Source organism: Antarctobacter albus (assembly GCF_900101505.1).
Lineage (GTDB): Bacteria > Pseudomonadota > Alphaproteobacteria > Rhodobacterales > Rhodobacteraceae > Antarctobacter > Antarctobacter albus.
The window spans coordinates 108,977-124,024 of record NZ_FMZI01000003.1 but is presented as its reverse complement, the minus strand read 5'-3'; the positions used below and the strand labels follow the sequence as shown (position 1 = coordinate 124,024).

The following is a 15,048-nucleotide window of genomic DNA, read 5'->3' as shown; positions in this document are numbered from 1 at the left end:
GGTCAGCCTAGAACAGGCAGGGGCGTGGCGATACTCCGGAATTCCCGCGTCTTAGCCGGCGATCCGCGCCGCCGCGCCTGCCAGCACCTGCAGGCCGCGCACAAGGTCGGCCTCGTCCGTGTCCTCGGCAAAGTCGTGACTGATGCCGCCGATCGAGGGCACGAAAAGCATCGCCGCCGGCATCATCCGCGACATGTTCGAGGCATCGTGCAGCGCCCCCGAGGGCATCTCGCGCCAGCGGCCCGGCACGACCTCTTCTGCCGCCTCGCGCAGCGCGCCGCGAAAGCCCGCGTCCATCGCCACCGGCGCCACACCCAGCATCGGCCCGAACTCCAGCGCCAGCCCCCTGTCGCCCGCGATTTCCTGCGCCGTCTCGCGCACGATCGCCTCCATCCGGTCCAGCCGGTCGGGATCGCCATCCCGCCACTGCATCGAGAATTTCACCCGCCCCGGCACGATGGAATGCGCGTTCGGATGCAGGCTGACATGGCCGATGGTCCAGACCGTCGCCGGGGTCACCACGTTCCGCAGCCGGTCGTTCAGAAGGCTGTTGAAAGCGCCCAGCGCCTGAAAGGCATCCTTGCGCAGGGCCATCGGCGTGGTGCCCGCGTGGTTCTGCTGACCTTCGAAGCTGATCACCATGTCGCGGATACCGACGATGGCCTCGACAACGCCCGCCGCCTCGCCGCTTGTGTCCAGCACGGGGCCTTGTTCGATGTGCATCTCCAGGAACCCCGTGAACCGCGCCGGCTCGATCCAGTCCCCCAGCCTGTCGCCCATCGCCGCCCGCGCCTCGGGCAGGGTCACGCCCTGGGGATCGACCAGCCCGTCCACCTTGTCGCGCGCCAACGCCCCCGACCAGGCCGCGCTGCCGGTGGTGACGCCGAACCGCCCTTCCTCGTCCTGGAACGAGACGCAAGAAACCGGCGGCCCACCCGCCTCTTTCGCGGCGCGCGCAACCTCCAAACCGGCAATGACGCCCAGCGCCCCATCCAGCCAGCCGCCCTCGGGCTGGCTGTCGGAATGCGACCCGATCAGCAGCGAAGGTCCCTCGACCAGCCCGAACAGCGAGCCCATCGGATCGAACTGCGGCGCCAGCCCCGCCTCCTTCATCCGTTCGGCCAGCCAGTCCCGCGCGGCAATGTCCGCCTCTGTATAGGCGGGCCGCTGCACCCCCTTGCCGACACCCGCCGCCCCGAAGGAACGCAGGGTGTGAAGATCCTCCAGAAACCGCTTTTCATCGACCGCGATCATGTCCGCCCCTCCAGGTTCAAGTTCATCGCGACCCTAACCCGGAGCTTCCTGGCTCTGCAAATGGCCGGCGAGATCGCCAACCTCCGCTCCGCACGACGCGCTCACCTTGAAAACAGCCCCGAGGGGTCCCCCGTGCCAAAACGATTTTCCCGATGCCACTGAATATTTGCCGGATGCGGCCAGTCGCGGCGATCCTCCGGCAAGGTCAACCGCCTGTCGGGCCGGATCAGACGATCCGCCACATCCCGCGGCACCTTGTTGTCGGAAACCAGGACCCGGACATCCCCGGGAGCCGCCGGATCAGGGATGTCCAGGGCAATCAAACCCCGGTCGAACATCCAGTGAAGCGTTGCCGATAGCGCAAGGCCATTCCGAACCGAGTCACTGGCATTTTCCTCGACCGGACGGATATGTGCCGCCTGAACCTCGGGCCGTCCACCGCCGTTCCGTAGCCCCAGCCCTGAAATCGCGCAGCGTTCCTCATAAGCGGCCCGCACCTTACGCCGAAAGGCTACGTCGCGATAGGCGCGCCGCGTCAGTCGCTCGAGCACCGGCCGTTCGAAGAGTGCAGCGCGGTCAGCCATATCAATATTAACAGTGTACCGCCGCGCCTCACTGGCCTCCAGATCCTGCGGCAGCCCCATGTTCACGATCTGGGAAAACTCGGGATCCGGCAGGCGCCGGACCGCAAGCTGCTGGGCACCGCCTTTCTTCGGGGTTCCGTCAGGCTCGCGCAGAGCCATTTCCAGCGGGCTGCCGTGCAAAAGCCGAGGTACGAAACTATCGAACTCCAGATAAGATCCGGGCGCGATCATCGCCCACCACATCCCGTTTCCACTTGGGCTCTCTATCACCTCGTTCACCTGCGCGACGGCAAAGTACCCGCGCGGCCCAGCTTTCACCGGCTCATAGTAGACAATCCAGTCGCCGACGGCTTCACGCACCGCTTTCAGATAGGTCTTTGGAAACTCGTAACGCACGTCTGGCGCGTCATCGTAGATCGAGTCCGCCCTGTGCAACAAAACAGCCTTGCCCATGTGGGCTAGGAAGCCCGGCTTGCCAGGAAAAAGCAAGCCAGGCATCAGCCAAGTTTTGCTACTCCGCCGCGATCTCCCCGGCCTCCACCGCCTCGACCCGCACCGCCGAGTACTTGAACTCGGGGATCTTGCCGAAGGGGTCCAGCGCCGGGTTGGTCAGGATGTTGGCCGCCGCTTCGACATAGGCGAAAGGCAGGAACACCATGTCCGGCGCCACCGCGCGGTCGGCCCGCGCCATGACCTCGACCGAACCGCGCCGCGTGGTCAGCCGCACGAAGCCGCCCGGCTCGACCCCCAGCTTGCGCAGGGTCGACGGGTGCAGCGAACAGTTGGCTTCCGGTTCCACCGCGTCCAGCACGCTGGCCCGGCGGGTCATCGAGCCGGTGTGCCAGTGTTCCAGCTGTCGCCCCGTGGTCAGGATCATCGGGAAGCTGTCGTCGGGCACCTCGGCCGGGGGCGTCACCCGGGCGGGGGCGAACATGGCCCGTCCCGCGCGACGCGGGAACCCGTCGCCAAAGACCACCGCCTGCCCCGGATCGTCCGGGCCGTTGCAGGGGTAGGTGACGGCCGACTCGGCCTCCAGCCGTTTCCATGTGATGTGGTGCAGGCTGCGCATCGACATCTTCATCTCGTCGAAGACGGATTTCGGATCGTCATAATCCCAGTCCAAGCCGACGCGCCGCGCCAGTTCGACCAGGATTTCCCAGTCTTCACGCGCCTCGCCCGGCGGGTTCACCGCCTTGCGGGCCACCTGGACCTGGCGGTTGGTGTTGGTCACGGTGCCGGATTTCTCGGGCAGGGCCGAGGCGGGCAGGATCACGTCGGCGAAATTCGCGGTTTCGGTCAGGAAGATGTCCTGCACCACCAGGTGATCGAGCTGGCCCAGCGCCTTGCGGGCGTGTTCCACGTCCGGGTCGGACATGGCCGGGTTTTCGCCCAGGATGTACATGCCCTTGATCTCGCCGCGATAGACGCGGTCCATGATCTCGACCACGGTCAGGCCCGGCGTTTCCTGGATCTCGGTGCCGCGCCAGATGTGCTTGAAGAGCGCGCGCACCTCCGGGTCTGTCACCGACTGGTAATCCGGCAGCACCTGTGGGATCAAACCGGCGTCCGATGCACCCTGCACGTTGTTCTGACCGCGCAGCGGATGCAGGCCCGACCCGGGTCGGCCCACCTGCCCGCAGAGCAGCGCCAGCGAAATCAGGCATCGGGCGTTGTCGGTGCCGTGGATGTGCTGCGAAACGCCCATGCCCCAGAAGATCATCGCCGCCCGCGCATCGGCATAGGTGCGCGCCACGGTGCGGATCGTTTCCGGGTCGATACCGCAAAGTTCCGACATGCGCTCGGGCGTGAAGGCGCGGATGTGCTCGCGGAATTCAAAGAACCCCTCGGTGAAGCCCTCGATGTACTGGCGGTCGTAGAGCTTTTCCTCGACGATCACGTTCATGATCGCGTTCAGCAGTGCCACATCGGTGCCCGGACGGAATTGCAGCATGTGTTCGGCGTGACGCTTCATCGCGGTGCCGCGCGGGTCCATGATGATCAGCTTGCCGCCGCGCTTGGTGAACTGCTTGAAATATGTCGCGGCGACGGGGTGGTTCTCGGTCGGGTTGGCGCCGATCACGATGGCCACGTCGGCGTTCTCGATCTCGTTGAAAGTGGCCGTCACGGCGCCCGATCCCACGTTCTCCATCAGCGCCGCCACCGAGGATGCGTGGCACAGTCGGGTACAGTGGTCGACGTTGTTGTGGCCAAAGCCCTGGCGGATGAACTTCTGGAAGAGATAGGCCTCTTCGTTGGTGCACTTGGCACTGCCGAAACCGGCGACCGACTTGCCACCGTAGTAGCTGCGCAGGTCGGCCAGGCCATGCGCGGCCTTGTCCAGCGCCTCTTCCCAGGTTGCTTCGCGGAAATGGGTCCAGGGATTGTTCGGATCGACGTTCAGCCCCTTCTCCGGCGCGTCGTCACGACGGATCAGCGGTTTCGTCAGGCGGTGCGGGTGGTGGATGTAGTCAAAACCGAAACGGCCCTTGACGCAGAGACGGCCTTCGTTCGCTGGGCCATTGATGCCCTCGACGTATTTGACCTTGCCATCCTTGACCTTGACCGAGACCTGGCAGCCGACGCCGCAGAAGGGGCAGACCGATTTCACCTCTTCGTCGAAGTCCTTGCTGTCGCCCTGCTGGTTCTCGTCCATGACGCTGGACGGCATCAGCGCGCCGGTCGGGCAGGCCTGCACGCATTCGCCGCAGGCCACGCAAGAGGAGGCGCCCATCGGGTCGTCCAGGTCGAAGACCGGGTAGGCATCGTGGCCGCGACCGGCCATGCCGATCACGTCGTTGACCTGGACCTCGCGGCAGGCGCGCACGCACAGGCCACACTGGATGCAGGCATCGAGGTTGACCTTCATCGCGACGTGGCTGTCGTCCAGCAGCGGGATACGCTCAGCCTCGAGCGTCGGGAAACGCGACTCGGACACACCGCTTTCGGCTGCCATGTCCCAGAGGTGGCTCGACTTGTCATGCGCCGCCGACTGCTCGGGCTGGTCGGCCAGCAGCAGTTCCATGACCATCTTGCGGGCATTCCTGGCGCGGGCGGTGGCGGTTTGCACCACCATGCCGTCTTGCGGCTCGCGGATGCAGGAAGCGGCCAGCGTGCGCTCTCCCTCGATCTCGACCATGCAGGCCCGGCAGTTGCCATCGGGGCGATACCCCGGCGCCGGCTTATGGCAAAGGTGCGGAATCTTGAGGCCGCGGCCATTGGCCACTTCCCAGATCGTCATGCCTTTTTCCGCCTCGACCTCCTGGCCGTCGAGCGTGAATCGGATCGTCTCGGACATGCGCGTCTCCCGTCGTTTGGGCCATCTTAAAGCATGACACCGAAGGCCCGCGCCTATCAATCCCGACCTTCGAAGGCATTTTTACGCCTCCCGGGTTTCCGATGGGCGACGCGGCGTGATCCGCCGGCACCCGGGCAACGGAACTGGCCTGCCGGCGCTCCTGAAAACGCCAAGATATGCCGTTTTCAGCATCCATACGCCGCCATAGTGACCATCTGCACTATCCCCTGCCATGCGGGTTTCACGTGCGCAGGCGGCATGCGGACCGCAACCCCCTGGTTTTTCGACGACTTCAACCGGCGCGGACACCCGGCGCCGTCACGGAACGCGGCCCGCCCCCTCTGGACCTTCTCCGCCGCCGCGCCTAGCTTCTCGCCAACTCGAAGGAGACTGACATGGCAACCGGCACGAATATCCGCACCTATTTCAATGGCACCTGGCACGAGGGCGACGCGATGGTGATGCGCGCCGCGGATCACGGCGCCTGGCTGGGGTCGTCCGTCTTCGATGGCGCGCGCTATGCGCAGGGCGTCACGCCCGACCTCGACGCCCATTGTGCGCGGGTCAACCGATCGGCAGAGGCCATGATGCTGCGCCCCACCGTCACGACCGAGGACATGGTGACCATCGTCGAGGAAGGTTTGAAAGCTTACGAACCGGGCACAGCCGTCTATATCCGCCCCATGTACTGGGGCATCAACGGCGACGTCACCGCGATCGTCCCGCAACAGGATGAGACGGGCTTCGCGCTTTGCCTCGAGGAAATCCCGATGGCGCCGGACAGCGCCACCGCAACGCTGGGACGCACCCGGTTTCGCCGCCCGGTGATGGAAAGCTCTGTCGTCAATGCCAAGGCCGGCTGCCTTTACCCCAACAACGCCCGGATGCTGGCAGAGGTCCGCGGTCGTGGCTTTGCCAACGCGCTGGTGACGGATGTCATGGGCAACGTGGCCGAAACCGCCACGGCCAACATCTTCATGGTGCGTGACGGCGTGGTGCTGACGCCGATTCCCAACGGCACCTTCCTGTCCGGGATCACCCGTGCCCGGCACATGGCCAACCTGCGCGCCGACGGGATCGAGGTGCAGGAAGCGGTGCTGACCTTCGAGGACTTCGAACAGGCGGACGAGGTCTTCATGTCCGGCAACATGAACAAGGTGACACCCGTGACCGGGTTTGAGGACAAGTCCTACCAGATCGGCCCGGTCACGCGGCGTGTTCGCGAGCTTTACTGGGACTGGGCGCTCAGCGCCTGATCGGGCGGGCTTGCGCAGATGGGGCTGAAACTCGTCGTCATCCTTGTCGTGCTGGGGCTGTTCGCGGCTGCCATTGCTGCGATCCACCGCGCCAACCGCCCCTCGCCGCAACGCCTGCCGGCAGCCCCTCCGCCCGAGGGGCCGTCTCTGGACGAACAGATCGCCGGGCTGGCCCGCGCGGGGCTGCATCTGTCCCCAGGTGTGACCCGTGCCGACATTATCGACTTCGGCCCCGAGGAAACCTATCGCGGCGACCCCTGGCGGCTGCTCTTGCTGACCTATTCGATCCCGGTCGACCGCCCACCGCACCCTCCTTTCTGCCCCCGCGCCTGCCTGCTGCAGACCGATGGCTTTGACAGCCTGCAGGATTACGCCGAAGCCGTCGCCGAACTGTCGCGCGTGGCAGCGGTGCCTTGCGAGGTCACCGTCTCGGACGATCTGCACCTGCGCTTTGCGGAAACCGATCTGAACCTTGCGCCCAGGATCGGGACAGGCCAAATCGACAGGGACATCCTGCGCATGATCCTGACGGCCCTGACGGACCGGATGCCGGGCGACAGCGGGCTTTTTGCGCTCGACAATTTTCCGCAGATCGCCGTCTTTCACCTAGAAAAGGCCGGGTTCGACCAGATCGACACGCTCGCGCCGGACCTGCTGTCGGCCGATCCCCTGCACTGACGGCGCTGGACAGAGGCCCACCCCTCTGCCACGATCCGCCTCCAGGAGAGTCCTCATGCGCAAATTCCTCGTCGTCCTCGATGACAGCCGCGAGTGCCTGAACGCGATGCGTTTCGCGGCCATGCGCGCCGCCAAGTCGGGAGGCGGTGTCGCGATCCTGTCCGTCATCCCCCCGGACGAGTTCAATCACTGGATCGGCGTTGGCGACATCATGCGCGAAGAGGCCCGTGAACGTATCCACGCGCATTTCGAGGTCTTCGCCAAGTGGATGCGCGACAAGCAGGGCGTCGACCCCGAACTGGTGATCCGCGAAGGCGACCCGACGACGGAAATCATCGCGCAGGTCCAAGACGATCCTGAAATCGGCCTGCTGGTGCTGGGCGCGGCCGCGGACAAGAAGGGCCCCGGCCCACTGGTCAGCCACATGACCCGAAACTCCGGCGCCTTGCCGGTTCCCGTCACGATCGTGCCGGGCGACCTGTCGAAGGAACGGCTGGAAGCCATCACCTGATTCCGGGCCAAGCCCACTTTAGAATGGTTCCAATCCTTGACGGTCGGCGCATGGAGGCGCATATAGGAGGCAACCAGAAAAGGGTGATCCCAGATGTTCATTCAGACCGAATCGACGCCGAACCCCGCCACGCTCAAGTTCCTGCCCGGTCATACCGTGCTGGACATGGGCACTGCCGACTTCCCCTCGGCCGAGGCCGCCAGCGCCTCGCCGCTGGCACAACGGCTGTTTGCCGTCGAAGGTGTGTCGGGCGTGTTCTTCGGCAATGATTTCGTGACCGTGACCAAGACCGATGCAACCGACTGGGACCACCTGAAGCCGGCGATCCTTGGCGCGATCATGGAACATTTCCAGTCCGGTCAGCCGGTCATGGCCGATGGCGCCACGCAGGCCGGCGGTCACGCCGACCACGACGGTGCCGATGCCGAGGTCGTGGGCCAGATCAAGGAGCTGCTGGACAGTCGCGTGCGTCCGGCCGTTGCGCAGGATGGTGGCGACATCACCTTCCACGGGTTCGATCGCGGCGTCGTCTACCTGCACATGCAGGGGGCCTGCGCCGGCTGCCCCTCGTCCACGCTGACGCTGAAGATGGGTATCGAGAACCTGCTGCGCCACTACATCCCCGAGGTGACAGAGGTGCGCCCCGTCGCCGTCTGATCCGCTGACACCGGATCGTGACATTTGCCCACCGCGCCCCTCGGCGCGGTGTTTGCATTTCCGGCCCGCGTCAGGGCGGGTTTGCAACCCCCGCGCCACGCGGCAATAACCCTTCCCATGATTCTCGGTTTCGACACGTCTTCCGCCCATGTCGGCGCGGCACTGCTGGACAGCAACCGCATCGTCGCCGCCGCCCATGAGGATATGGCGCGCGGCCAGGCCGAGCGCCTGATGCCCATGCTCGAAGAGGTCCTGGCCCAGGGCGGCGCGTCCTGGCAGGACCTGACCGCCATCGGCGTCGGCATCGGCCCCGGAAATTTCACCGGCGTCCGCCTGTCGGTGGCCGCGGCGCGCGGATTGACCCTGTCGCTGAACGTCCCGGCGGTCGGCGTGAGCCTGCTGGAGGCTACGGCGCTGGACACCCCAGGCCCCGTGCTCACCTGTCTGAGCGCCCCGCGCGACCAGGCCTATGTCCAGTCTCAGGGCATGGCGCCGTCGATCCCCGCGCAGTTGATCGCCATGCCCGAGATGCCCGGCACATGGGCGCACCCCGGGCTGACCTGCGTGGGACCCGCCTCCGCCCAGGTGGCCGAACGGCTGGGCACAACGGCCCTGCCCGCCCGCCATGCACCCGCCGAGGCGATCGCCCGCATTGCCGCCTTGCGTTGGCGGGACCGCCCGCCGCGCCCCGCGCCGCTCTACCTCAAACCCGCCGATGCCGCGCCGTCGCGCGATGCGCCCCCGGTGATCCTGGAATGACGCCCGAGGCAATGGCGTATCTGGCCAAGCGCGCCTACCGGCACATGAAGCCCTGGACAACGGCGCAATTCGCCGAAACGCTCGCCCGTCCGCACACCCTCCTGGCCGCCACGGAACATGCCTTTGTCCTTGGCACCGTGATCGTGGACGAGGCGGAAATCCTCGCGCTTGCTGCAGACCCGGATCACCAGCGCCAAGGCGCCGCCAGCCGCGCGCTGGACGCCTTTCACGCCCAAGCGCTGGAACGGGGTGCCCGCCGGGTATTCCTGGAGGTAGCCGCCGCCAACACCCCGGCGCGTGCCTTCTATACCCGCCACGGATACGGTGAAACTGGTCTGCGCCGGGGGTATTACCCGCGCCCGGACGGCCCGCCGGATGACGCCGTGGTCATGTCGCGCGCACTGCCCTGACGTCACCCGCGCCACCGTGGCGGCGCGGCAAAAACCGGTTGACCCCTCCCGCCCCCTGCGGCTTTGATTGGCCCATCACAAACGGAACGGGTGGCCATTGCCTCCGTCACACCAGGGAGCCTCACATGACATTCTTTGCCAAGACCCTCGGCACCGTCGCAGCACTGGCGCTGAGCGCCGGCGCCGCGCTGGCCGATCCGGCGCTGATCTACGACCTCGGCGGCAAGTTCGACAAATCCTTCAACGAGGCGGCCTACAACGGTGCGGAACGCTGGGCCGAGGAAACCGGCGGCAGCTATCGTGACATCGAGATCCAGGCCGAAGCCCAGCGTGAGCAGGCCCTGCGCCGCTTTGCCGAAGCTGGCTTCAACCCTGTCGTGACCACCGGCTTTTCCTACGCCTCGCAGATCGCGGCCGTGGCACCCGACTACCCGGACACCAAGTTCGTGACCATCGACGGCTACGTCGACCCCGAGGCGCACCCGAACGTCCTGTCGATCCTCTTCGCAGAACACCAGGGCAGCTACCTGGTCGGCATGATGGCGGCGATGGCCTCCGAATCCGACACCGTCGGCTTTGTCGGCGGCATGGACATCCCGCTGATCCGCAAGTTTGCCTGCGGCTATGCCCAGGGTGTGCTGGCGGTGAACCCTGACGCGACCGTGATCGCCAACATGACCGGCACCACCCCCGCCGCATGGAACGACCCGGTCAAGGGCGCCGAACTGGCCAAGGCGCAGATCAGCCAGGGCGCGGACGTGATCTATGCCGCCGCCGGTGGCACCGGTCTGGGCGTGCTGCAGACCGCCGCGGACGAGGGCATCCTGTCGATCGGCGTCGACAGCAACCAGAACTACCTGCACCCCGGCTCGGTCCTGACCTCGATGCTGAAACGCGTCGACGTGGCCGTCTATGACGCGATGACCGCGGGTGCCGACCTGCAAACCGGCGTGATCGCCCTGGGCCTGGACAGCAACGGTGTCGGCTATGCACTGGACGACAACAACGCCGACCTCGTGTCGGAAGAGATGAAGGCCGCCGTCGATGCAGCGCGTGAGCAGATCATCGCGGGCGAAGTCACCGTCCACGACTACTCCGAGGACGACAGCTGCCCGGCTCTCGACTTCTGATCGAAATCGCCCGGGCACGCCGCCCGGATGATTGACCCGAGGGGCCGCAAGCCAGCGCGGCCCCTCTCCCTTACGTCCGCGAAAGCCGCCCAGACATGACCGACACCCCCGCCATCGAGCTCAAGGGCATTTCCAAGTCCTTCGGCCCCGTGCAGGCCAACAAGGACATCTCGATCCGCGTGATGCCCGGCACGATCCACGGCATCATCGGCGAAAACGGCGCGGGCAAGTCGACCCTGATGTCGATCCTCTACGGGTTCTACAAGGCCGACTCGGGCGAGATTTTCATCAACGGCAGACAGACCCAGATCCCCGACAGCCAGGCCGCCATCGCCGCTGGCATCGGCATGGTTTTCCAGCATTTCAAGCTGGTGCAGAATTTTACCGTCCTGGAGAATGTCATCCTGGGCGCCGAGGATGGCGGATTGCTGAAACCCTCGCTGGCCAAGGCGCGCGGCGTGCTGCAGCACCTGGCCCAGGAATACGAGCTGAACGTCGATCCCGACGCGATGATCGAGGATCTTTCGGTCGGCCACCAGCAACGGGTGGAAATCCTCAAGGCACTGTACCGCGAAGCGGAAATCCTGATCCTTGACGAACCCACCGGGGTGCTGACCCCGGCAGAGGCCGATCACCTGTTCCGCATCCTCGAAGGACTGAAGCGCGAGGGCAAGACGATCATCCTGATCACGCACAAGCTGCGCGAGATCATGGAAATCACCGATACCGTCAGCGTCATGCGACGCGGCGAGATGACCGCCACCGTCAAGACCGCCGAAACCTCACCCGAGGAACTGGCAGAGCTGATGGTGGGCCGCAAGGTCCTGCTGCGGGTCGACAAGACCCCCGCCAAGCCCGGCAAATCGGTGCTGGAGGTCGAAAACCTGCGCCATACGGACAGCGCGGGGGTCGAACGGCTCAAGGGCATTTCGCTCAAGGTGCAGGCCGGCGAGATCCTGGGCATCGCGGGTGTGTCGGGCAACGGCCAGTCCGAACTGCTTCAGGTGCTGGGAGGGATGAAGACCGCCACCGGCACCGTGCGCGTCAACGGCGAAGAGATCGACCTCACTGGGCGCTATTCGGACGGCCAGTCGCGCCGGGCGCGGGGGATCAGCCATGTCCCCGAGGACCGGCAGCACGAAGGGCTGATCATGCCCTATACCGCCTGGGAAAACGTCGCTTTCGGCTATCACCACGATCCGAAATACCAGAAGAATGCGATCCTGATGGACAATGCCGCCATCAAGCGTGACGCCGAGGGCAAGATCGAACGGTTCGACGTGCGTCCGCCCAATGCCAACCTCGCCGCCCGCAACTTTTCCGGCGGCAACCAGCAAAAGATCGTCCTGGCGCGCGAGATCGAGCGCAACCCTGACATCCTGCTGGTGGGCCAGCCCACCCGCGGTGTCGATATCGGCGCCATCGAGTTCATTCACCAGCAGATCGTCGCCCTGCGCGACCAGGGCAAGGCAATCCTGCTGGTCTCGGTCGAACTGGACGAGATCCTATCGCTCTCGGACCGGGTCGCGGTGATGTTCGACGGGCAGATCATGGGCGAACGCCTGCCTTCAGAGACCAACCAGACCGAGCTGGGCCTGCTCATGGCCGGCGTGACCCAGATGCCCGACAAGGACAAGCCGCTGATCCACGTTGTGGACGAACAGCTTGACGCGCAGAAAGAGCGGGAGGCCAAAAGACATGGCCACAGCTGATTGTCGCGTGAAACCGTTTTTGCTTAAGGAACCGCAGAATGGATAAGATGCCCGCCTGGGCCGACGCGGTGCTCGTGCCCCTGATTTCCATCCTGCTGGCGGCGCTGATCTCGGCGCTGGTGATCCTGGCCATCGGGCACAACCCGGTCGAGGCCTTCTCGATCATGGTCAAGGAAAGCCTGACCTCCTCGCGCGGGATCGGCAACACGCTGTATTACACGACGAATTTCATTTTCACCGGCCTCGCCGTGGCGGTGGCCTTTCACGCGCGGATGTTCAACATCGGCGGTGAAGGCCAGGTGCTTCTGGGCGGGCTGGGTGTTGCCCTGGTCTGTCTTTACGTGCCCTGGCCCCACTGGACGCTGGCGCTGGTGGGGGCGACGGTGGCGGCGGGTGTCTTTGGCGCCGCCTGGGCGCTGATCCCGGCCTACCTTCAGGCCAAGCGCGGCAGCCATATCGTCATCACCACGATCATGTTCAACTTCATCGCCGCGGCGGTGCTGAACTATGTCCTCGTGAACATGCTGCGCCCGCGCGGCGCGATGGAACCGGCCTCTGGCCCGTTCCCCGAACCGACCCACCTGCCCACCTTCCAGGAGATGTTTTCGACCGCCGACACGGTCCTGTTCCGCTCGGCCCCGGTCAACGTCTCCTTCTTCCTGGCCGTTCTGGCCTGTTTCGCCGTCTGGCTGCTGATCTGGCGTACGCGGCTGGGCTATCAGATCCGCGCCTTCGGCCATTCCGAAAGCGCGGCACGCTACGCAGGCATCTCGCCGGTCCGCATCACCGTCATTGCCATGCTCATCTCGGGCGGGCTTGCGGGCATGATGGCATTGAACGCCACGATGGGAGAGGCCGAACGGCTGGTTCTGAACGCCTCCGAAGGCGCGGGGTTCATCGGCATCGCCGTGGCGCTCATGGGGCGTTCGCACCCCTTCGGTATCTTCATGGCGGCACTGCTGTTTGGTTTTCTCTACCAGGGCGGGCTTGAGCTGGCCTTCTGGACCGGCATCCCGCAGCAGCTGATTACCGTGATTCAGGCGCTGGTGATCCTCTTTACCGGAGCGCTGGACAACATGGTGCGGATGCCTCTGGAAAAACTGTTCCTGGCCCTTCGCAAGGGCAAGGCCTGATGCTGGCCGACTACCTGCCCTCCCTGTTGCTCGCCTGGGGCGTGCACGCGCTGGCACTTGCCTCTCCGGGGGCCAACGTGCTTGCGGTGATCGGCACCGCGATGGGCACTGGCCGACGGCAGGCACTTGCCATGAGCGCGGGGATCGTGACCGGCTCGATCCTCATGGCCTCGGGCGCCATCGCGGGCCTTGGCGCGTTGATCCTGACATGGGCCCATGCCGTGACCCTGATCAAGTTCCTGGGCGCGGGCTACCTGGCCTGGCTCGGGTACAAGTCCCTGCGCTCTGCCACCACCCCGGGCGCAGCCCCGCCCGTGACCATGCTCAGCGGCAGCCCCGCCGGGCTCTACCGGCGGGGCCTATTGCTACAGGTGAGCAATCCCAAAGCCATTCTCGCCTACCTGTCCATCGTCACGCTGGCGCTCGGTGGCACCGCCCCCTGGCCTGTCGCGGCGCTCTTCGTGCTTGGCGCCGCCCTGAACTCGGCCCTGATCCATGCGTTCTACGCGCTGACCTTCTCGACCCGCCCGATGGTCGCGCTCTACCTGCGCGCCCGGCGTGCCATCGACGGGGCGCTCGGGGCGTTCTTCTGTTTCGCCGCCCTTCGTCTGGCGCTGGCACGACCATGACCAGGCGCCCCGCTCATCCGCACTTCCTCGAACCAAGAGGCTGACACCGCACATGGATCTTGCCACGCTCATCCCGGTCCTTGAATCGACCATCCGCCTGTCGACCCCGCTGCTGCTGGCCTGTCTGGCCGGGCTGTTCTCGGAACGCGCGGGCATCTTCGACATCGGGCTTGAGGGCAAGATGCTGATCGCCGCCTTCTTCTCGGCGGCGGTGGCCTACAGTTCGGGGAACGTCTGGATCGGGCTGCTGGCGGGCATCGCCGCCTCGTTGACGCTGTCGGCCATTCACGGACTGGCCTCGATCACCTTCCGGGGCAACCAGCTGATCTCCGGTGTGGCGCTGAATTTCCTCGCCTCCGGCCTGACGGTGCTGATCTCACAAAACTGGTTCCGGCAGGGCGGCAAGACGCCCACCCTGACCGATGGCGCGCGCCTGTCGGAATGGCACCTGCCCTTTGCCGACAGTTTGCGCGACGTGCCCGTCCTGGGTCCGATCTATTCCGACCTCCTGTCCGGGCACGCACCGCTTGTCTACCTGGCCTTCGCGCTGGTGCCCGCCACATGGTGGGTGCTGTTCCGCACCCGTTTTGGCCTGCGCCTGCGGGCCGTGGGCGAGGCGCCCGAGGCGGTGGACACCGCCGGCGTCTCCGTCGTCGGGCTGCGCTTCGCCGCCGTCGCGATCTGCGGAATTCTCTGCGGCATCGCGGGCGCCTACATGGCCACCGGGCTGCAGCCTTTCTTCGGCAAGGAGATGACGGCAGGGCGCGGCTATATCGCGCTGGCCGCGCTGATCTTCTCGAAATGGCGCCCCTGGTACGCGCTTGGCGCCTGCCTGCTCTTCGGCTTCCTGCAGGCGGTGGCGCTGCGCTTCCAGAACATCGACCTGGGCGCCTTTACCGTGCCGGTACAGGTCATGGACGCCCTGCCCTACATCCTGACCGTCGTGATCCTTGCGGGGTTCGTCGGCAAGGCCATTCCCCCGCGCGCCGGCGGAGAGCCCTACGTCAAGGAGAGATAGGCCCCGCCAGCCCCCCGGGCGC

14 protein-coding genes are annotated in these 15,048 nt (G+C 65.8%); 11 read left to right on the top strand and 3 right to left on the bottom strand.

Translation table 11 applies throughout. From position 1 onward, the window contains the following. Positions 1–51 precede the first annotated feature (51 nt). The 3 genes from BLQ71_RS06145 to fdhF form a co-directional block, all read right to left on the bottom strand. Positions 52–1,254: a hydantoinase/carbamoylase family amidase gene (locus tag BLQ71_RS06145; protein WP_074621095.1), complete on the bottom strand. Its 1,203-nt coding sequence runs from the start codon at positions 1,252–1,254 to the stop codon at positions 52–54. 101 nt (positions 1,255–1,355) lie between these two features. Then, positions 1,356–2,336: an HNH endonuclease gene (locus BLQ71_RS06140; RefSeq protein WP_254780702.1), complete on the bottom strand. Its 981-nt coding sequence runs from the start codon at positions 2,334–2,336 to the stop codon at positions 1,356–1,358. Positions 2,337–2,349: 13 nt separating this feature from the next. Next, positions 2,350–5,133, bottom strand: coding sequence for a formate dehydrogenase subunit alpha (fdhF, locus tag BLQ71_RS06135; RefSeq protein WP_074621094.1), 2,784 nt, complete (start codon positions 5,131–5,133; stop codon positions 2,350–2,352). A gap of 395 nt (positions 5,134–5,528) precedes the next feature. Here fdhF and BLQ71_RS06130 point away from each other — a divergent pair, with 395 nt between their 5' ends. The 11 genes from BLQ71_RS06130 to BLQ71_RS06080 all read left to right on the top strand — a co-directional run bounded on the left by BLQ71_RS06130 (position 5,529) and on the right by BLQ71_RS06080 (position 15,026). Then, on the top strand, positions 5,529–6,389 hold the full coding sequence (locus tag BLQ71_RS06130) for a branched-chain amino acid aminotransferase (RefSeq protein WP_074621093.1): 861 nt from the start codon (positions 5,529–5,531) through the stop codon (positions 6,387–6,389). An 18-nt stretch (positions 6,390–6,407) separates the two neighbouring features. Next, a complete protein-coding gene (locus BLQ71_RS06125; RefSeq protein ID WP_074621092.1) occupies positions 6,408–7,067 on the top strand; it encodes a hypothetical protein in 660 nt (219 codons plus the stop codon). Positions 7,068–7,122: 55 nt separating this feature from the next. Further along, positions 7,123–7,578: a universal stress protein gene (locus BLQ71_RS06120; RefSeq protein ID WP_074621091.1), complete on the top strand. Its 456-nt coding sequence runs from the start codon at positions 7,123–7,125 to the stop codon at positions 7,576–7,578. A 93-nt stretch (positions 7,579–7,671) separates the two neighbouring features. After that, positions 7,672–8,235 (top strand): NifU family protein, encoded by a 564-nt coding sequence (locus tag BLQ71_RS06115; protein WP_043136048.1) that lies wholly within the window; start codon positions 7,672–7,674, stop codon positions 8,233–8,235. A 117-nt stretch (positions 8,236–8,352) separates the two neighbouring features. After that, a complete protein-coding gene (gene tsaB / locus BLQ71_RS06110; RefSeq protein ID WP_074621090.1) occupies positions 8,353–8,994 on the top strand; it encodes a tRNA (adenosine(37)-N6)-threonylcarbamoyltransferase complex dimerization subunit type 1 TsaB in 642 nt (213 codons plus the stop codon). Next, on the top strand, positions 8,991–9,404 hold the full coding sequence (gene rimI, locus BLQ71_RS06105) for a ribosomal protein S18-alanine N-acetyltransferase (RefSeq protein ID WP_074621089.1): 414 nt from the start codon (positions 8,991–8,993) through the stop codon (positions 9,402–9,404). Before tsaB ends, rimI begins: the two co-directional genes overlap by 4 nt. A 125-nt stretch (positions 9,405–9,529) precedes the next feature. Beyond that, entirely contained in the window at positions 9,530–10,534 is a 1,005-nt protein-coding gene (locus tag BLQ71_RS06100; protein ID WP_069209282.1) for a BMP family lipoprotein, read from the top strand. Between the two features lie 95 nt (positions 10,535–10,629). After that, entirely contained in the window at positions 10,630–12,246 is a 1,617-nt protein-coding gene (locus BLQ71_RS06095) for an ABC transporter ATP-binding protein (protein WP_074621088.1), read from the top strand. Between the two features lie 38 nt (positions 12,247–12,284). Next, positions 12,285–13,379, top strand: coding sequence for an ABC transporter permease (locus tag BLQ71_RS06090; RefSeq protein WP_043136036.1), 1,095 nt, complete (start codon positions 12,285–12,287; stop codon positions 13,377–13,379). Further along, positions 13,379–14,008, top strand: a complete 630-nt coding sequence (locus BLQ71_RS06085; protein WP_074621087.1) for a LysE family translocator — start codon at positions 13,379–13,381, stop codon at positions 14,006–14,008. Before BLQ71_RS06090 ends, BLQ71_RS06085 begins: the two co-directional genes overlap by 1 nt. Positions 14,009–14,060: 52 nt before the next feature. Further along, positions 14,061–15,026: an ABC transporter permease gene (locus tag BLQ71_RS06080; protein ID WP_043136033.1), complete on the top strand. Its 966-nt coding sequence runs from the start codon at positions 14,061–14,063 to the stop codon at positions 15,024–15,026. Positions 15,027–15,048 lie beyond the last annotated feature (22 nt).